The 19,148-nt window shown below is 39.0% G+C and carries 18 protein-coding genes and 1 pseudogene; 7 read left to right on the forward strand and 12 right to left on the reverse strand.

What is annotated here, in order from left to right; genetic code table 11:
- Positions 1 to 48 precede the first annotated feature (48 nt).
- Positions 49 to 1,179 (forward strand): SMI1/KNR4 family protein, encoded by a 1,131-nt coding sequence (locus DSZ37_RS09570; RefSeq protein ID WP_109726685.1) that lies wholly within the window; start codon positions 49 to 51, stop codon positions 1,177 to 1,179.
- 41 nt (positions 1,180 to 1,220) lie between these two features.
- On the opposite strand, the gene DSZ37_RS09575 is transcribed toward DSZ37_RS09570, so the two are convergent.
- From DSZ37_RS09575 to DSZ37_RS09595, 6 genes are all read right to left on the reverse strand, one after another.
- Positions 1,221 to 2,432 (reverse strand): Fic family protein, encoded by a 1,212-nt coding sequence (locus DSZ37_RS09575; protein ID WP_109726686.1) that lies wholly within the window; start codon positions 2,430 to 2,432, stop codon positions 1,221 to 1,223.
- A 317-nt stretch (positions 2,433 to 2,749) separates the two neighbouring features.
- The gene (locus DSZ37_RS17720; protein ID WP_181380292.1) at positions 2,750 to 2,887 is read right to left on the reverse strand and encodes a hypothetical protein; all 138 of its coding nucleotides are present in this window, start codon (positions 2,885 to 2,887) and stop codon (positions 2,750 to 2,752) included.
- A 327-nt stretch (positions 2,888 to 3,214) separates the two neighbouring features.
- Positions 3,215 to 3,427 carry a helix-turn-helix domain-containing protein gene (locus tag DSZ37_RS09580; protein WP_109726687.1) on the reverse strand — a complete coding sequence of 71 codons (213 nt, stop codon included), beginning with the start codon at positions 3,425 to 3,427 and terminating at the stop codon, positions 3,215 to 3,217.
- A gap of 346 nt (positions 3,428 to 3,773) precedes the next feature.
- Positions 3,774 to 5,417 (reverse strand): recombinase family protein, encoded by a 1,644-nt coding sequence (locus DSZ37_RS09585; protein WP_109726688.1) that lies wholly within the window; start codon positions 5,415 to 5,417, stop codon positions 3,774 to 3,776.
- Positions 5,418 to 5,505: 88 nt separating this feature from the next.
- Positions 5,506 to 5,718, reverse strand: coding sequence for a hypothetical protein (locus DSZ37_RS09590; RefSeq protein ID WP_109726689.1), 213 nt, complete (start codon positions 5,716 to 5,718; stop codon positions 5,506 to 5,508).
- A 152-nt stretch (positions 5,719 to 5,870) separates the two neighbouring features.
- Positions 5,871 to 6,245, reverse strand: a complete 375-nt coding sequence (locus DSZ37_RS09595; protein ID WP_242978611.1) for a hypothetical protein — start codon at positions 6,243 to 6,245, stop codon at positions 5,871 to 5,873.
- A gap of 505 nt (positions 6,246 to 6,750) precedes the next feature.
- On the opposite strand from DSZ37_RS09595, the gene DSZ37_RS09600 reads away from it, so the two are divergent.
- The 3 genes from DSZ37_RS09600 (at position 6,751) to DSZ37_RS09610 (ending at position 8,338) form a co-directional block, all read left to right on the forward strand.
- Positions 6,751 to 7,095: a plasmid mobilization protein gene (locus DSZ37_RS09600; protein WP_109726692.1), complete on the forward strand. Its 345-nt coding sequence runs from the start codon at positions 6,751 to 6,753 to the stop codon at positions 7,093 to 7,095.
- A gap of 103 nt (positions 7,096 to 7,198) precedes the next feature.
- The gene (locus DSZ37_RS09605) at positions 7,199 to 7,966 is read left to right on the forward strand and encodes a hypothetical protein (protein ID WP_109726693.1); all 768 of its coding nucleotides are present in this window, start codon (positions 7,199 to 7,201) and stop codon (positions 7,964 to 7,966) included.
- Positions 7,967 to 8,125: 159 nt separating this feature from the next.
- Positions 8,126 to 8,338, forward strand: a complete 213-nt coding sequence (locus DSZ37_RS09610; RefSeq protein ID WP_109726694.1) for a hypothetical protein — start codon at positions 8,126 to 8,128, stop codon at positions 8,336 to 8,338.
- 155 nt (positions 8,339 to 8,493) lie between these two features.
- On the opposite strand, the gene DSZ37_RS09615 is transcribed toward DSZ37_RS09610, so the two are convergent.
- The 6 genes and pseudogenes from DSZ37_RS09615 to DSZ37_RS17990 all read right to left on the reverse strand — a co-directional run bounded on the left by DSZ37_RS09615 (position 8,494) and on the right by DSZ37_RS17990 (position 16,207).
- Positions 8,494 to 9,867 carry a hypothetical protein gene (locus tag DSZ37_RS09615; protein ID WP_109726695.1) on the reverse strand — a complete coding sequence of 458 codons (1,374 nt, stop codon included), beginning with the start codon at positions 9,865 to 9,867 and terminating at the stop codon, positions 8,494 to 8,496.
- 3 nt (positions 9,868 to 9,870) lie between these two features.
- Positions 9,871 to 11,280 carry a restriction endonuclease subunit S gene (locus DSZ37_RS09620; protein ID WP_109726696.1) on the reverse strand — a complete coding sequence of 470 codons (1,410 nt, stop codon included), beginning with the start codon at positions 11,278 to 11,280 and terminating at the stop codon, positions 9,871 to 9,873.
- A 44-nt stretch (positions 11,281 to 11,324) separates the two neighbouring features.
- On the reverse strand, positions 11,325 to 13,307 hold the full coding sequence (locus DSZ37_RS09625) for an N-6 DNA methylase (RefSeq protein ID WP_109726697.1): 1,983 nt from the start codon (positions 13,305 to 13,307) through the stop codon (positions 11,325 to 11,327).
- Between the two features lie 2 nt (positions 13,308 to 13,309).
- The gene (locus DSZ37_RS09630) at positions 13,310 to 14,101 is read right to left on the reverse strand and encodes a hypothetical protein (RefSeq protein WP_109726698.1); all 792 of its coding nucleotides are present in this window, start codon (positions 14,099 to 14,101) and stop codon (positions 13,310 to 13,312) included.
- Positions 14,102 to 14,112: 11 nt separating this feature from the next.
- Positions 14,113 to 14,967: a DUF4238 domain-containing protein gene (locus DSZ37_RS09635; RefSeq protein ID WP_109726699.1), complete on the reverse strand. Its 855-nt coding sequence runs from the start codon at positions 14,965 to 14,967 to the stop codon at positions 14,113 to 14,115.
- A gap of 172 nt (positions 14,968 to 15,139) precedes the next feature.
- Positions 15,140 to 16,207 (reverse strand): annotated as a pseudogene (locus tag DSZ37_RS17990) (tyrosine-type recombinase/integrase).
- Between the two features lie 267 nt (positions 16,208 to 16,474).
- On the opposite strand from DSZ37_RS17990, the gene DSZ37_RS09650 reads away from it, so the two are divergent.
- Genes DSZ37_RS09650 through DSZ37_RS09660 form a run of 3 tightly spaced genes read left to right on the forward strand, consistent with a single transcriptional unit; the run spans position 16,475 to position 19,134 of the window.
- A complete protein-coding gene (locus tag DSZ37_RS09650; protein ID WP_109726702.1) occupies positions 16,475 to 16,855 on the forward strand; it encodes a hypothetical protein in 381 nt (126 codons plus the stop codon).
- On the forward strand, positions 16,852 to 17,274 hold the full coding sequence (gene yidD / locus DSZ37_RS18225; protein WP_109726703.1) for a membrane protein insertion efficiency factor YidD: 423 nt from the start codon (positions 16,852 to 16,854) through the stop codon (positions 17,272 to 17,274). Before DSZ37_RS09650 ends, yidD begins: the two co-directional genes overlap by 4 nt.
- Positions 17,275 to 17,286: 12 nt before the next feature.
- Positions 17,287 to 19,134: an SH3 domain-containing protein gene (locus DSZ37_RS09660; protein ID WP_109726704.1), complete on the forward strand. Its 1,848-nt coding sequence runs from the start codon at positions 17,287 to 17,289 to the stop codon at positions 19,132 to 19,134.
- Positions 19,135 to 19,148 lie beyond the last annotated feature (14 nt).

Genomic DNA, 19,148 nt, shown 5'->3' on the forward strand with positions numbered 1-19,148 from the left:
GAATACCCCAGAATACAATTCCAATACCATCAAAAGGAGTAATACAATATGTTCTCATATGAAAGAATGCCAACAAGCTTTCACAACTGTTTTGAACGTCTGGTAAAAGTATGTGAATACCTTTGCAGCGAGGGTGGCTTATCTAAGGAGAATTTCTATTTTTCTCCTCCAGCTTCAGAAGAGGAAATAGCAGCACTTGAAAGTAGGCTGAATATCGTTCTTCCCGTTAAATACAAAGAATTTCTGATGATCGCAAACGGTGCTAAGTTTATAGATACTGAAGTCCTCGGAACAGACAGATTTGGTATTTATGATAAGTACGTCCCTGACAGGTTCTATGCAGTATGTCTTATTGACAGATCAACATACAGAGTCGGTATATCGAAATTTGATGGTAAGGCTTATTCCATGCAGGGTGGCTCCGGTTTTACATTTACATTATTCGATAACGAGATATTCCGTCTGCTGGAAAGACTGGAAAATGAAGCAGATAAGATAAAACATCAGAAAGAGCGTGATGCAAAGGATCCTGAAACTGTAAAAAGAGAAATGGACGCTCTTGTTGAAAGAATTAAAAAGAAAATGGAAAATTGTCCTGTCAACACTTGCCAAAAACCGGAAAGTGTTAAGGAATGTGTTGAGAGGATAAGACGAGCTGCCGAGATACTTGAAAATAATTACGGATATGACACATACGCGACCTTCGGTCGTTCTGCAACTGAAGAAGAGATAATTGCGTTTGAAACTGATCTTGGCTTTATGCTCCCACAGGAATACAAAGAATTTGTCAGATTGACAGGAACGATAAAGTTTGACAGTCAAGACGAGGCGATATATGGACTTGAGGATATAGGTGCAAACGATCAATACACTCCCGATGGATATCTTGCAATGAGTTATGTCGGTATGACAAGTGAACGACTTGCTCTGTCATTGGAGGACGGCGAGATCGAACTTTTCTGGGATCTTGACTCACACCCAGAAACATTTCTTGGCTATATTACTAAGGTTCTGGAAAGTATTGAAGAAACCGTCAGCGAAGAATATGAGCGTGAAGAAACCAAAAAGATGAGAGCGGACGGTATTACGCAAGAGGATGAATCAGAGGCTTTGCATATCATAATAAAGGAAAAGACACAGCAGTTAAAAAAGGCAAAAGAAGCCGGTGATCAATCATAATTACATAGAAAAAAGTGCCGCCATTAATGGCGGCACATTCATTATGACTCTTCAAAAAGTTTATCTGCTTCATCAAGATCAAGAAGATAATACTTCCTGCCTTTCTGACGATTCTCAATGAGCAGAATTTCAGGAATAAGCCTTAACCTGCTCCGTAATGTATTCTCTGACAGTTTCAGTTCATTAAGAAGCTCCTCACGGGAGATACCGATATTAGAGAATAATGCTGCCTGAATCAGAAGTTCGTACAAATGAGCAATATCGGTCTTTTCGGCATTTGGTAAGATGCCGATACGCTGACAGTAGTATTCCCATTTATACTTCTTTTCTTCAAGAGTTTCCAGCAGCTGCTGCAGCGATATCTCCACTATATTCAGGAACATCTCCACAAACGGCGTAAGTTCAGCTTTGTTGTGTGCATCGTTGCATACCTCAAAAGCCTTATAATACTTTGAAATATTCTCTTTTACAGTATAAGAAAGTCGGTATCCTATCAGATGATTGAGTTGACGTGATAACAGATAGCTGCTGATGAATCGGCTCGTTCTGCCGTTACCGTCGTAGAATGGATGTATATATCCGAACAGATAGTGGAATACAGCTATCCTGATGAAGATATCAATATCATCATTGTTCAATACAGTAAGGCTCTGGTTCATGATATCGATTATCTTACTCTCTGGTGATAATCCTTTGTGGATAACTTTCTGAGTAGCTGACTGTACTTCAACGCCGGATTTACGGAACATTTCACCATCAGGCAAATTCTCAGGATCAGTTGCCTTTATTTCTTCGTAGAAGATATCGTCATAGACCTTGCGTATGTCCTGACAAGTCTTAAAGGTCATAGTTTGTTTATCTTCCAGCGCAGCATACTTAGCAACCAGTCCAACGAATCGGTTGCGTTTATCTCGCGTTGACAGATCCTGAAGTATCTCACCGATCTCTTTTCTTGTACTATGAACACCTTCGATGTTGTTGGTAAGAAGTATTTCGTCTATAAGACACTTGGAAGTGAACTGAGATATTGCAAGCTGAGGAAGTGTATTAGCCACAGCGTCAACAGCCTTGTCCAAACGCTCTATCGAAATAATCTGTTTGTATATCTCAGGAGTCTGACAGATAAAAGCAGAGTCATTCCCGATAGTTACATTCAGGTGTATTGTCGTATCTGCGTTATACCTGCTGTTGTACTCATCTTTGTATTCTTTAGCTCCCATATGGAATAGAGCTTTTAGTGTTTTCCTTGACATATATCTCATCTCCTTCTGACAGTGCCGTTGTTATTATCTGAAGCTCAAACTCCAATATGCATTGAGTCAACACGTAATAGTATTCCAAGGTAAAACGCAAATATTGATATTTTTGCGTTTTATATTTTGATTATATCACTCTCAAACGCAAATGTCAACACATATCAGTACAGCAAATCAGAACAACGCTCTCTTTGTAAATAATCCCTATCAATTACGAAGCAATGTTATTTACAGACATATTAATTCTGCTTTCTATATAATATAAAAGGGCTGGTGATATCTAAGATCACCAGCCTCTTTTTATGGTTATATGGTTACATGTACTCGTTGAAGATAGCCTCCATATCGTCCATGTCCATCTCGTCAACAGGCTTGAGAGAACTCCAACACGTTGTGTTGTTAGCGTCATCCTCATCATCAGCATATTGACAAATAATTTTGTTAATATACATAGGCATCTCCCCCCTTTCTTGGTTTAATTATAACATATTATTCGTCTATTTGTCAATAGTAATTGTAATTTTCTACACATCAACTGTTAATAATTCGATATTATATTTGTATATTTATTTAAGCATCTAAAACCTTAGTCTTCCAAAAGCTCTTTGAGCCTGCTCTTCTGAGTTTTAACTTCGAAACGTTCATCAAGCTTATATTCTTCGTTATATTCGTATTTCTGATTAATCGATATCCGAGAAAAACTGATTTAAGTTTATCTCAAGTAACGAATACAATAGATGCTCCTTTTTATTATGTAAAAAATCGTCTGACGATAACAATCATTTGCTTTCGTCAGACGATTCATATTTTATAACATCTTCAACATTGCAATTAAGAATTCCACATAGGTCATCTATCAGCTGAGTGGTTACCCCCTGATCATGTCTCAGGCGGTGTATCGTACTGCTGCTGATGTTGTATTTATTGATCAGCGTATAGGTAGAAACGCCTTTTTTCTTCATAGTATCCCATAATGGCTTGTATGTAATCATAAAAATATCACCAATACCATTATAAAATATACTCGACTACTTGAAAATAGTCGTAATTTAGACTATAATTATATATAGCCTGAATTACGACTATGATAGTGCTTTTTGCAATAAAAAAGTCGCAAATTTCTTGAATTTACGGCAATAGATCCGTTTTATCGGATTTTACGATAAGAATATGCATTTTGACGTTAATACTGACGGCTAATATTTTTATGCAATGATTTTATAAGTTCCATACAAGCTCTCTTGCGTTCCATAGAAGAGTGAACATAACGATTTAGTGTAGTCCCCTTGCCAAATAGTAACACACTTTCGTATGGTGTGTAAGCAACGTAAATAAGCCTTAAAACAGGCTTCTCTTGTCTTTCAGCGGTTCATCGAGCAGCTTGTAGTAGATGTAGATCTCACGGGGCTGTCCCTCCACATAGGCATCAAGGGTGGTATACTCGATAAGCTCCAAGCACATCTCACGGGTAAGCTCCTGCACATTGGTGTACTTTCTCAGTCGCTCTATGAACATAGCCACATCTTCCTCGTCCTGCCTGATCGTTGCGAACTTTTCTTCAAGGTCAGCAACTTCTGCCGACAGCTCTTTCTGCTCTGCTTCATATTTCGCTATCAGCTTCATCGCCACGACCTCTGACACCTTGCCGAGGACTTTGTCCTCATAGATGTTCTGAATCACCGTGTCAAGCTCCTGCAAGCGGTATCTGCCTTCTGTCAGCTTCTTGGTGTCAACGGAATACTGTTCTTCGTGGTACTTCGCTTTGCGAGCGAGGAAATCCTTCTTTGCCTTTTCCTCGTTCTCTACAACAAGCTGTGCAAGGCTGCGAATATCTTCAAGCACGATACGTTCCATGTCTTTCATCTTGATGTAGTGACTCGGACAATAGCGTTTTCCGTATTTCAGATATGATGTGCAGTTGAAGTTGTGACGATAGAATTCACGAGGACCGCCACGCTGATGACGGGTGTTGTTCCAACACAGCCTTACTTTGTTTCCGCAGTACTGACAGTAGATCAAACCGCTGAGATTTGCAACATATCCGCTGCTGTTACGTTTGCCCTGCGATACAGACTGCTCCATCTCACGCACCCTGTCCCAAAGCTCCTGAGAAACAATAGCTTCGTGCGTATTCTTCACAACGATCATATCTTCCTCATCATTTTTGATGACCTTGTGATTCTTGTAACTGACCGTTCTTGTGCGGAGCTGAACAAGATGTCCGAGGTAGGTGTAGTTGTGAAGTATCTGCCGTACCGTTTCGGGACTCCACATATGTCTTGTACGGCGAGGATTGGGCTTGCCGAGTTTTGCGTAGTAGTAATCAGAGGGAATCGGCACACCGTCCTCATTGAGCTTATCAACAATGTGGTGCGGACTGATACCGCTTGCACGCATTTCAAAGATATTGCGGACGATAGGTGCGGCATCGGGATCGATCACAGGCAGATGATTCGGATCATCGCCTTTCGTGTAACCGAACGGAGCGCAGGTCGTGCGGTACTTGCCTGCCTTTGCGTTGGCTTCGATAACTGCCTTGATCTTCTTACTCATAGAAGCGGCGTGCCATTCGTTGAACAAGTTGACGATCGGCATCATATCAAGTGCGGAGGTATCCTTGCTTGCGGTATCCACATTATCATTCAGTGCAATGAAGCGGATATTATAACTTGGAAAAATGTAATCCACATATCTGCCGACTTCGATATAATTACGACCAAAACGGCTGAGGTCTTTGCAGATGATAAGATTGATCTTTCCCGACTGAGCATCAGACAGCAATCTCTGCACCGCAGGTCTGTCGAAGTCCGTACCGCTCCAACCATCATCGACGTAGGTATCCACAAGATTCCAACCTTGCTCCTTGACATACTTGGTGAGGATAAGTTTCTGGTTTTCTATTGACAGGGATTCGCCGGCTCTCATATCCTCCTGCGAGAGGCGGACGTAAATTCCTGCATTATAAATGGTCTGCTTTGCCATAGTAACTCCTTTCAAATCAAAGCAGTACCATACCGACATCTTCAGTATAGCGCAAAATGCCAGTATAGTCAATGCCTTGCCGACAAAATTACGCCAGTGTTTCTTTTACGGCTCTTTCAAAGGCGAGCCTGCTGATCACTTCGTCGATATTTTTCTCTCCGACGAAGCGGCTGTGAACGATGTACTTCTTCCCGTCGATCTCATATTCCGAGACACGTTCAGGGAAATCCTTGTACTTCTCGTTCAGCTCAAACATCTTTCCTGCCTTCTCTCTTTCTACGGCAGTATCATTTTTATTCATAGCGAATTTTACTCCTTTAGCTTCTCTGTCTCTATGCTTTAGAGTCGAGGGCTTCGCTTTCTATCTCTCACCCTCATAATAGCCGTAAGGTCGGCTCAGTGTTTTGAGCCGACTGAGTATTTTACGGCTACATTTTTTGTTACCGGATAGTTTTAATCCTCATAGGGATTCGCTTTATCCGAAAAGCTCATTTGCTGTCCGAAGTCAGCGGGAAGATCGGCGGTATCGGTCTTCTCATTTTCAGCATTTCCGCCGCCGACCAGTTTCAGAAGCTCATCATCGGACAGACCGCTGGCTCTCAGCTTCTCCAAAAGCTGATGCTCCGAGGTGATGATCTCGTCAAGCTCACGAGGCTTGCAGTTGTATTCCTCCGCCATCGCCAGACGAGAAACTTCTTTCAGCTTGTCCTCCAGCGTTTTCTTCTTAGCCGTATCGCTGGCGATACGCTTTTCCAAACCTTTGATCTTCTCAATGAGCTGATCTCTCTTTTCTGTATAGATGCCCATAGAAAAATCACAACCTTTCATTTTTTGTTCTCAGCAGGCAGAGCCGAGTGAACGAAGCTCAACTGCCATGATCCAATTATAGCGCGCTCTACATTTGAAATACAAGCCGCATTGCGCACAAACTTTTGTTCATAGCTTGTTAACAATAAACCGGGGAATTTTACGATTCAAAAAACTGAAAGTACGCTATTACGCCGTTTACGCTATCCGGGCATTTTGACGAAGCGATTTTGAGCGAACATAAAAATCTGAAATTTATTATTGACGTGATCGGGAAAGTGCGCTATATTGATAATGGGGAGCGACGATATAGAGAAAGTCGCACAGCTCCAATTCTCGGAATCGAGAAAAAAGACCGAGCCGAAAAGCTCGGAAATGACATTCGCCCCACAGGGGCGAAACTAGAGTAGCAAGCACGGTGAAGTGTGGGCGCAAAATGCGACTACACACACTTCACAAGGCTTGGCAGAGGGCGCTGCCCCTACGACCCCGAATTGATAAAAATAAAAAAGGAGAACAAAAGAAAATGAAAGATGAAAAGAAGCGTACATTGTACCTGAAAGTGCGTGTCAGCCCCGAAGAAATGGCGGCTATCAAGAAGAAGTTTGAGAACAGCGGTATGAGCAGTCTCAGCACATTTGTTAGAGCCATGATTTTTGAGGGATATATTGCTCAGGTCAACGAAAATGAGCTGAAGGAACTCACTCGCATCGCCAATAATGTTGCAAACAATATTAACCAAATTGCCCGTCGAGCAAATGTAACGAACAAGGTTTACAAGGAAGACATCGAGGAAGTCGAGAGCCTTGCAGGTCAGATCATTGATCCTCTGCTGTTTCTGCAAAAGAAGGTCTTGCAGTTGAAGCATTGAAAAAATGCTATTCGTCTTATCCAGTAATTGCAATGATTGAATTATTATCAGAATTATGGTATAATACCTTTGTATGATAGTATTTCAGTGTGGAGGAATTATAATGATTTGCAGATTGTGTGGGAAAAGTTTCCTAATATCAGAAATGAGTGAAGAACACTATCCTGCTCATAGTGTAGGTAATGACGATATAGTAAAACTTGATCTTGTTAAAATGATAGATAGTATACAGTCGAGCGAAATAAGCAACAGAGTAAAAAGTGGTGAAAAACTTGAAAATGTTATAGATGATGTTTTTGATAATCAGCTTTCTGAAACGCTGTATCCCAGAGGTAGAACGGCGAGAACTCTTTGCAGGAATTGTAATACTTTCTTAGGAAAATATGATGAAGCGTATTTGAAATTTTTTAATTCAGATGGTGATCCTCGAAGCATAAAAGGTTTTCAGCCTATAACAAAACTCCAAATAATCAAATCTATTTTTGGAAAATTTTTATCTATCCCTGAAGCGCTGGAAGAAGATTTTGATTTCGTCAATTTTGTAAAAGATGAAGAACAAACTGAATATACTGGCATTTGGAACATCTACTTTGTCACACGAGATTTTTCATCTGATATTTTGGGCTTAAAAGATATAGGTACTGGTAAAGCTGTTTTTGAAGAGGGTGTTGTATATGAATTATCAGATGATAAGTTCATTTATAATCTATTGAATTTTCCCAAGCATCCTTGCTTTGAAATGACGAATTTATTTGACATACTTAAAAAGAACTACATAGTAGTTAAGGGTACTGGAGCAAACGGAGGTTATCACTCTCAGATACTACTTTCAAGATTATTTCAAACGATGAACGAATCGGATGATAAATAGTTGCATAATTCATTGTTATGCTATAAGCGCTATGCACTGAGGGAAAAACATTTATTGCTGCGCCCTGCACAAGAATTATTACAATTACTCCGATATGCTGGACTCCTGCATGATTATGGTATATACTGAATCTACGATAAAAATTTGGAGGTATCAGCTATGTTGAAAACACCTGAATTGGCAATGCCAAGATCACGCAAGGTCACTACCGTCTGCAACGATAACAGACAGGTCTGGACGGACTATGAGGAAGCAAAGGCATATTTCCTTGAACTCATGATGACTACCGAGGGCGAGGAACACGACCGAGCAGAGTGCGTATACATTCAGCTCCTGAACGTTCTTGGCGAGTGCAGCGACGAGGACGAATAAGCAGCGCATAAAGGCTTTGCAGAAATGCAGAGCTTTGGCTATTCCATTCCGAGGACAGAAATACTTCTCAATGCTATCTGAACTGACAGTTTATAAACTAAAACAATAAGAAAAGCATCCTTTCAGAAACTATTCGAGAGGATGCTTTATGATTATTATGTGCCTGCTATAGAAAACGTTATCTCTTTTTGTCCATTATCAGAACTCATTATTTCAAGAGTATCATCATATAGTTTTGCCTCAAAACTTATTACTACAGGTTCTTCAGAGAGTATTTCTCCTGTTTCTTCTCTAATGTCATCTGATTCACCCTTTTGAAGCTTTGCTTTAAGCTTAATTATTCCCGATACTGTGATCAACGAATTGTCGAATTCAAAATGAGTTATTGATATTTGTGATACCTCTAATATTTCAACATGATCTGCAAGACGATTCACACAATCTATGGGGTTATTCATTACATATTCTATTATTGGATTTTCATCAATTTCACTTAATGAGAAAATCCTATAAATTGTATCAATGCAAATATCGCTGATCTTTTTAAGGATAAGATATGCTGATTTGAAAATAAGCTGCCAATCCTCATCGAGAGGACTTATTATTTCATGAAATAGAGCGTTTCTTAATGAATATACAAAACTTGCAAACCACTCAATTCCATTAGTTTGTAAAAGCCGATGATAAAAATATTGTTCTTTATTAGTCAAACCATCAATATAAGATTTGGAAAACAAATTATACGGTAATTGCTTGAAAACGGCATAAGTGTTAATCTCATAAATGCCGTTTATTTCATTTGGGAACCGATAGTTTTTCTCGAAATTAAGTCGAATACTTGTAAAGAAACGGTTAAGTTGTGATTGTATCTTTCTGCATATAGTTATGTTGTATTTATTTGTATAGTCCTTGTTAGATAATTTATCACCTATCTTTTCAAGTAGTTTATCATATAATTCTTTTAGAATGGAAAGTTCATCTATACTCTTATTTGCTTTTATGTATTCAGTAGTATGTTTAAAAATATCACGGGTATCTATATCAAATTTGATTTCTTCATTGTAAGATGTTGTTCTATAATATCCAGATAAACCTATATATACCTTGATAATCCACTGATCACAAATATGCAAGCTAACCTGATAGCGTTCTTTTAGTTTTCCGTTCTCATCCTTTTGTATGTCTTTATCTGCATATTTAAACTCCCTATTCAAAATATAAAAAGTCTGAAAAAAGTATTGCGGAAAAACTTCCAAAACCTTCTTCATTGCAACAGGATAGAGCCGATATAATTCGTCCAACGTTTCATCTGAATTCATCCGTTTCTGAACAATCGGCATAATACCGCTTTTATATGCATTTAGAAACGGCTTATCGCCTCTCGGCATACCATCTTCAGTGAAAACAGAAACATCTGGATTAAGCTCTCTTAGTGTAGCAATATATGTAAACCATGTTTTGATAAAAAGCGTAACAAAATCAGATTCCGTAATGGATTTCCATTGTTCGTATTTCTTTTCAATTTGCATAATTTAGTCCACCTGTGTTTCGAGCCATTTTAATGCAGCATCCTCCTCAGTTTCTATTGCCAATTCAATTGCATGAACGGCAGTGTCAATTAAATGCTGAGACTGTTTTCTTATAGCAAATGATTCCTGAACTTCTGTTGCAATGTGTTTCTGAACGTCTTCGTCAATAAGAGGTAATGGCATCTTCAAAAACTCATTCTTTGAAATACCTGTCAGTATAGTACCAGAACATCTTTGCTTCATAAGCAACTGAATAGGTTCTGATTTGAACAGTAGCAACAAGGTTTCAGAATTCATTACATTAGAATCTATAACATAGAAGCCTGTAGAGCATAATGCATTATTATATTCATCAGGTATCAGTGCACAGCTTTGTAACGATCCTTCAATTGATGAAATAATAACCTGTCCTGTTTTAACAATTCGCCTTGCTCTTGTTGGTAAATCGAATCCACAGATAGTTTCTACACCATCGATTACACCATTAAGTCCAACATCCGCAAGTTCTATATATTGATAATATGAATTGTTTAGAGGTGTAAAGCTCCTATCATATATGTTGCATAAATTCTCTACCGTATTTGATGTATTAATTATTCTTGTTACATCTTCATATTTTGTTTGATAGTATTCGGCATCTAATCTTCCAGACACCATAAATGAATTTGATATATCTTTTGATACAATAGTATTAGTAGATATTGTAGCTACATCATATTTTAATTCAGACAACAAATAATTGGAAACCTTTTCATATATATCCTGAGACTGATGCATTTGCATTTCGCTTTGAATGATAATATTGCTGATCTTCTCACAAAAAACTTCTCCAAATACTGGAATTGGAATAAAACAAACATCATCAACATTCAACTTTGGTTGAGCATTTCCGCTTCTTCTCCTTAAAAGAAGAATTTGACCATATTTAGAGTTGAAATAAGTAAGCATGGTGTGTTTTTGTGCTGTGGAAAAACCTTCAAGTTTAATGCCAATATTGTTCTCGCTTATATTGCATCCTTTTAATACAGAATCAACCCTCGCAAAAAAACCAATCGAGTTTCCAACCTTTGATAGAACAATGTCATCTTCCGAAAGCTGTGAATTAGCAATACGGCTATTATCAAATGAAGATATGTATACAAGGTTGCTGCGGCTAATATAAAAGCCTCCCTTTATGTTCTCTATTCGTACAAATGGAACATCTCCTTTTTCCAAGTATGACGAGCTTTTCAATGTTGAACCAAAAGGACCGCTTACAACATTTCTCGCGTCAAGGAAATAATGAGGTTTACTTAGAATAAAGCTCTCTGTACTCAATGCAAGTTTAGAATAATACTCCGGATCGAAACGTGTCGATTTGTTGGCTTTCTTAACTATACTAAATAAAAGCTCTTTACATTCCAGCCCATCCATTAAAGCATTATATTTTGCTTCATTGAAAGGTTCAATGGATGGGCTTATTGAAAAAAAGTTAAACCTTCCTTTTTAGCAAATTCAGCAAAAGCTTCTGCAATACCGTCTTCTGTTAATCCATCATGATTGAAAAGATCGTGATCAACGATTAAATGTCCGTGTTCATCAAGAATGATCTGTCCCTGATCATCTACCCTCACAAGCTTCTCACCGGAATTGTCTTTACTCGGCTTTTTCATAGTAGCAAAGAAAATAGGATAATCATCTTTTTTCGGGCAGAGTTCATCGTCCCATTTCTGAACAAATAAAACAGAAGTCTTTGTTCCAGTATGAGGCTTAAATACATTTCCGTGAAGTCCGACAACTGCAAGAATACGACAATTTTCTGTAATATAATCACGGATATACTTATCACTTGAGTTATTAAACCTTCCCTGCGGAAGGACGATAGCCATTCTGCCACCGGGCTTCAAAAAAGAAAGATTACGTTCAATAAACAGAATATCTCTGCCTACTTTAGACTGATATTTTCCTTTAGCATTCTTGCCTAATTCATATTTCGAGATGATACGACTTTCCTTTATATCACCTGCAAAGGGCGGATTTGCCATTACAATATCGAACTGGAAATCACGGTTTTCATCTTTCTTTGCACGAAGTTTGCGTAACCCCTTCCAGCCCTCATAATACTTATCCTGCCACTCTTCCTGTTTAGTGACATCATCCCATCTCTCATAATCAAGAGTATTAAGATGCATAACATTGGTTCTTCCATCGCCGGCAATAAGATTGAGCGTTCTTGCAACACGCACAGCTTTCTCATCAAAATCGATAGCAAAAACGTTTTCCTGAACATAGTCTTCACATTCCGCAGGCTTCTTTTCAGTTGTAAAAAGATGGCTCTGAGGCAGCCCTTTTTCAGCAAGTATCTTCTTCCAGACATAAAAAATGGTATGTACAGGGAAACCACATGATCCTGCAGCTGTATCAATCATCTTTTCATCTTTAGTAGGATTAAGCATTCTAACGCACATATCTATGACATATCTTGGTGTAAAGAACTGTCCTTTTTCGCCCTTCTGAGATTTGCTCATAAGATATTCAAAGGCATCATCCACAACATCAAGGTTTGAGTTGAAAAGCTTAACATCTTGTAAGGAGGATACACAGACAGAAAGGTGCGATGAAGTCAAAGTGATTTTTTCGTCTGAAGAAAAAACCCCTGGCCATTTTTTCTTTGCCTTTTCAAAAAGCTTTTGTATATTTGCTTTGAGATCGTCATCAGTATCACCGTAATTACGGAACTCTAAAGTTCTTGAGTGATCTCTGCCGCTTTCCATTTCATCATATAGTTTAGTATAGATAAGCTTAAATACTTCCTCAAAAACATCTACGCCAGCATTTGCGAGAACTTCATCTTCCATTTCCTCGATGAGTCCCTTCAGCGATTTCTTCTCATTAACAAGCTTATCTTTTGCTACAAGATCATCTATCGTCCAACGCTCGGTAAGAATATCCTTAAGCTTTTGTGTAGAGTTAGGGATATTAGGGATATCCTCAAAATAATTTGGATCTTTTCTGTGATAGTAAGAAATTGACTGACCATTAGTCCATACGCCCATTGTTGCACCAGTAGCATTGCAGTATGAGCGGAGCTGTTCTTTTCCGTCAGAAAGCTTGGGCTTTTTGACCTCTATTATTATGTATTCAGTATTAGGATGATCCTTCTCAAATACAACAATATCAGCTCGCTTAACCTCTCTTCCAAAATGTATATGGCGTTCAAGCTCCATTTGATCAACAGAGTAGCCGTAATCATGTACAAGCGAATAGATATATAGCTGACGTACAGCTTCTTCAGGAGTGAGTTTTATATCTTTATTTCTTACCTGACACTTTATATAAGGCGAATCATTTCCCTTTACCTTTTTCATAAAAATCATTGCTTCGATTGCACTTATTGCCTCATTTGAAAACAATGTTCCCTTATGAATACTGTCTTTAAACAAATCATCGAGTTTATACATAATCAATCCTCCGAATTCTTTTTTGGGCGTTCATCTACTATACGTTGTATCTCGTCCATATACACCTGCAAACGCAATTTAAACTCATCAGTCTCATTGTATTGCTCGTCTTTACCTAGACGAGCAATGGGAAGGAACATATCTCCATAGGAATACAGTTTTGGAGAATAGTCGCTTGTATCGGCACATACAATCCTGTTATGATTCTTTCCCTTTTCATCTCCAAGACGTAACCTTACTTCTTTTAATGATAATTTCTTGAAGCCATGTTCAAAGAAAAGAAAATTCATACTTCCTTTGCGAGCCTCTGATTCATATGCTAAACAATCCGGCTCCTGATAAGCAATCTCATCTATAAGCTCTCTTTCACCTTTTGTTATGCGCTCGTGTTTTTCGAGTTTCTTCAGTATTTTATTGAACTCCAATTGAGTACCATCAATTATTTGTAACTCCTTACGTGGATAAACCGTTGGAATAAAACTGCTTCCATCATCATAAGCCCAAAATGTTATAATATTATTCCCTGATCCCCATCGTTTGATCTCAGCTCGGCTTGTTTCAGGGCTATCAGCCCAATATGAGAGTTTCTGCCCCGGAAATAAATTTGAATAACGATTATCAGTTCTGCTAAGACGAAGATTTCCTGCATGAAGTTCACTCACAGTCTTGCCATACATACTTGGATCAAATTCGATACATCTAAAAAAATCGAACTCACCTGTCATAATCATAGGAAGAGTTCTGTGCTTTAGAACAGATAAATTACCTGTGTGATTTATAAACGTTAATCCCATAGTTAATCCTTTCAAGATAATTCTTTGTCCAAAAGCTCTTTAATGAAGCCAAAGTCCTTATTAGAGAAAAGCATTCTTGTGCATTCACGTTCAATATACATATTGTAAAGAGCTATATTTTTAACATCGTACTCATCAAAGCAAAATAAATCGTTCCATTTAACAGATTTAGGATACATCTCAATAGCAAATAACGGCGAAATCGGAATGTAATATGTGAGATCATCAGATGCAGCCGAAACATGGACATTCTTACCGTGATTTACTGCTATTAACGGGTTATCAGATGTAAGGAACGGTAATTCTGTGTGATTGACTATAATAACCCATTTTTTGTCATTGAATATATTGGCATAAAAATGAGCTAAATCAAAAGATAAGATTTGAGTATTCTGCAACCTCTTATAGTCTGACTTGTCGTAATCAGGAATAGAACCACAAGGAACATGGGCTTTTAATTGATCATAGATGTACTCAAACTGCTTACGTAATAAATTAGTGCGCTGTATTTGCATCGCAAATTGGGCACTTAATGCCTGTCGCTTTGAAAGAGGATAATCAACATAACATCCCTTACGATCTTTTTTCTCAAATGTTATGGAACATATTAGCTCTTTCAACAAATCCGATAAATCAGTTTCAATTTTCTGAAAAAGCAGCTCAAGGATTTTCTTGTTTTCACCTAATTCCGGTATATCATAATAATTGCCTTCAACTGGAAAGTCTCCTGCACAACCGCATCCTGAAATTCCTTTTTCTTTTAAATAGTAATAGATACTGCTCTTTCTGCCCTCGTTACCATTTGCTCCGAAGTTTGCAATATAACAAGATGGAACAATATGCTGTTTCGTATACTCTTTTCCCATATAACACCTCTTTCACAGGTGAAAATAATTAATTGTTATATTTACAGTCGTTCGTTATTTATCTTTTTATTATATCATATTTTGTGCAAATAGTCAATTAGAAACCGAACATTATTCTACTATTGCGAAAAAAATGCTTCCCATTATCTGAGAAGCACTTATATTATTTGAATTATACTATCGGTAGGTACTGCGTGTTTTTTGTGTTACTATTTGGAACGGGGATAGTAGTTTCAACGCTGGAATGTCCCAATATCTCTGACAGCGTTTTTACATCGAAGCCTGCCTGTAGACTGTTGGTTGCAAACATATGGCGCAGAGAATGGTAGTTTACTGACGGCAAATCAGCTTTTTTCAGAATGGATTTGAAGCGCCGCTGTAAGGTACGAGGCTCAATAATATGGTTTGAGCCTGAGAGAATATAACAATTTTCATTGCTACGGGATTACCGCAGCAGCTTTATAAGAAATTTTGGTATAGGGATAGTGCGCTTGGAAGTCCGGCCCTTTGGACTATCAGCTATAATAATTGTCCTGTGATTGCCGTTTCGTATCCGCTGCACTGTACATCTGACGGTTAAAGCGCTCTTTTCAAAGTCTATATCTCTCCACATCAGACCACAGACCTCACCGACACGAAGTCCGGTATAAAGGCTCAGGAGTACGCAAAGCGAAGTCGTACACGGATTTCTTTGGAGATATCTCCAAAGGTGCAACTGTTGATTTCGTGTAAGGAGTACAGCTTCACTTCTGTGCATCTTTGGGAGTTCAACATCTGCCAGTATATTGCGAAATCCATGAATCTTAGCGGTATACTTAGCCATAGACTTAAAGACAATTACAATGTCGGAAACATATTTTGCTGATAGCCCCAAATCCTGCTTTTCTTGAATGAAGTTATTCATCATTTGCACCGTCAGCATATCATATCGTAATCCGCCAAATGCAGGTATGATATGCTTTTCGACCTTCATAGTATAGTTTGCGTATGTTGATGGCTTGACGCGAAGCTTCACTACCGAGAGCCATTCTCCAAAAAGCTCTGCGACTGTCACATGACAAGGTACTATTGAAGAAGCGGAAGATATTTTCATTGGTAGGAGTTTTTCTTTAACTTCTGTATAGTTATGACCGTATACAGAGCGATACTTCGCCTTACCACTTTCGCTGTACCCGATTATATATCTTCCCTCCCAGCGTCCGTCGCGGCGCTTGTATATGTTTTCACCTTTTCTTGGCATATTTTCCCTCCAGTATAATTGACCATAAATATGACGGTTTATTCTCCTTTTCTATACTGCATATTTTACAATTAGTATGTATTTCTATTGTAAAAATGGACGAAATCACAATAAGATGTACATTATTAACAAAATATTCTTGATTATATCGAATATAAATGTTATAATTTAAATATAAAAATGATGTCGTAAATTGTAGAAATTTGCGGCATCATTAAAACAATTATAACATTTTCACGTTGTTATGTCACCAAAGGAGGCACTATTATGGAGAGAAGTAAACTTGTAGTAATTGAAAGAGATATGTATTGTCCATTCTGCGACACTAATTCTGCCGTTATCATCAGCGAAACTGTAAGCAGCAAATCGAGGATCGGATGTGCAGCTATAGGATTAAAGGACGGCTGTCTGCTGACCATTACTGGTGGCTGCTGGGCTATCATAAGTGGAATACCGCTTTATGATACAAAAGAAGAATACACAAATGTTAATTACGGTTTTTGCCCTCACTGCGGCAATACATACCCGATAAACCGACCTGAGGAAGAAAAGCCGACAATAGGCAGCAAATTCCAGTCGGCAAAGCAGGGTGCTTTAAACAATTTTAATTCCGTAAAGGGAATGTTCAACAAAAATGATCAGCAATGACAGATGAAGAAATAATTGAAGCCTTCAGAAATAAACGTAAGGACGATATCAAAAAAGCAGTTATCCGTCCAAAATTCGGGCTGTATAAAGAGGCACTTCAAATAGTGATATTCTCACTGCTGATAGCATTGACAGTGATTTTTTGCAGAAGTCTCCGAACATGGCAGTATACCATTTTATTGACAGTCGTGATACTGCTTTTCCTTATCACGCAGACTAAAAACATCATACTTCTTATGATATTCATGTATCAGAGATTCGCCCCTAAAACTATTCGGGCAGCCTGTCTTTTTACACCGAGCTGTTCTGAATATATGCGTATCTCAGTACTAAAATACGGTGTTTTCAAAGGTGTGAAAAAAGGCTTCAGAAGACTGAGAAGATGTCGTCCTCCTAACGGAGGGCTTGATGAACCTTAAAGGGTGATTTAAATGAGTAATAACAATAAAATGCCGGAAGGCTGGGGACAGAATAAGAGCGTTCCCGATTCATGGAAAAAAGGAAACAGTCTTCCGGAGAATTGGGGAAAACAAAGCCCCGGTGCCGGTAACATATGGCCTTCGGGCAATTCATCTGCAGCAAAATCAAAAACGGATCAAGCTCCGGGCAGCAATTTCAATATTTCAGAAGCGGCTCATAAAGGTGCCGGTCTGCTTGCAGGTGCTGCTAAAAAGATCGGCGGAGCTGCTAAAAATGCTGCCGGCAGTGCCGTTGAATACGCCAAATCTGACGATGCTGCCGAAAAAGCTGCATTTGCAAAGGAAAAAGCCGGAGCAGCTTTTGCAGGACTTAAAGGCAAGGCAGCAGCATTAGCTGCTCAGCGAAAAAAAGCTGACAGCAGCAATTCTCCTGCTGATGATGTCATAGAGGACGTAAATGACGCTATCGATGAAGCTTATGATGATTCAGATGCAGCAACAGACACAGCCGGCTTTATTGAGGAAGCAGCAGGCGCTGAAAGCTTTGACGAGCTTTATGAAAAGGCTATGAATACTCCGGACAAGGAAGCAGCTTCTGACGATACGGCTTACGATGAGGAAGATATTCCTGATGAAAGCGCCTTCTTTGACGAGGATGAATCTTCTGATGTCCCCGCCCTTGATGAGGAAGAAACATCTGATGCACCCGCCTTCGATGAATCTGATGAAACAGATATGGGCTATGTAAGCAATAGAGCTGAGAAACCTGTTGCAGCTGCTCTCCTATATCCACCGCCTGCCACGCCTGCACCTATGCAGCCTCAGCCTGCACCGAGACAATTCAGCTATGAAGAGGAGAAAAAATCACCTCTTGTTCCAATCCTTGTTGTTGCTTTGATCGTATTAGTTCTTGCATTCGGCATATTGTTTGGTGTTTTTATTTCTCAGAAAAAGGAGAAAAAAGACGATAATTCAGATACAGCTGCCGTAGTCACGACAACAGAAACGACTGTTCCTGAAAATGTTACATCATATACGACAACCGAACCTGATGATACCGAAATTTCCACAGATAATGCAGCAACAAAACCGGCTATCCAACAGGAAACAGTCACTGCCCCAACAAACCAGACATCGAAAGAATCAGTGGATCTGTCAGGTGTTATAAACAGCAAAGGTGCAAAATATGTTTACAGCTATACAACAGACTATGTTCTTAACGGCGGAAAGAAGGCCGAACAGCGTCTTGACCTCGAAAACGGCTGGAACATTTCAGCAAAAAGCTTCTGTTCAGCCTATGGATTGATCTGGTATGAGTTATGGGATGCAGATGACGGAGATTATTACGGTTGGGTGGATTCCGAGTTTATCGATTTCAGTTTAAAGAGAATAGGCGAAAGATATGTCACCACAGAATCCACAGGCCTCAACCTGCGTTCTCAGCCCAACATCAGCTCACCGATCCTCGCTAATATCCCGAGAAACGCCAAGATCAACTGCTATGAATCCGGTGTCAGCGGCTGGTATATCGTTTATTACAAAAATGAAAAGGGCTATGTAAGCTCTGAGTATGTTTCAACAAAACCAAGCGGCTCAGCCACAGAAGTGAACGGTGTAACACTTTATGACTGCTCAAAATATGGCAGGATAAATACTCGCGGCGGAACTCTGCCGAGTATTACTCTGGATTATATAACCGGCGGAGAATGGCAGACTCTACGGGACAGCCTCGGAAACGGCTGGCATATCAAAGCCACAAGATACTGCAATACAATGGGTATCACATGGTATGAGATAAAGGACGCTGACGACGGTGACTACTACGGCTGGATAGACGGTTCGTTTATCGATTTTGAGTGATGAAAAGGTAATGA

Origin of the sequence: Ruminococcus flavefaciens (assembly GCF_900116855.1) — a bacterium.
GTDB lineage: Bacteria > Bacillota > Clostridia > Oscillospirales > Ruminococcaceae > Ruminococcus > Ruminococcus flavefaciens_R.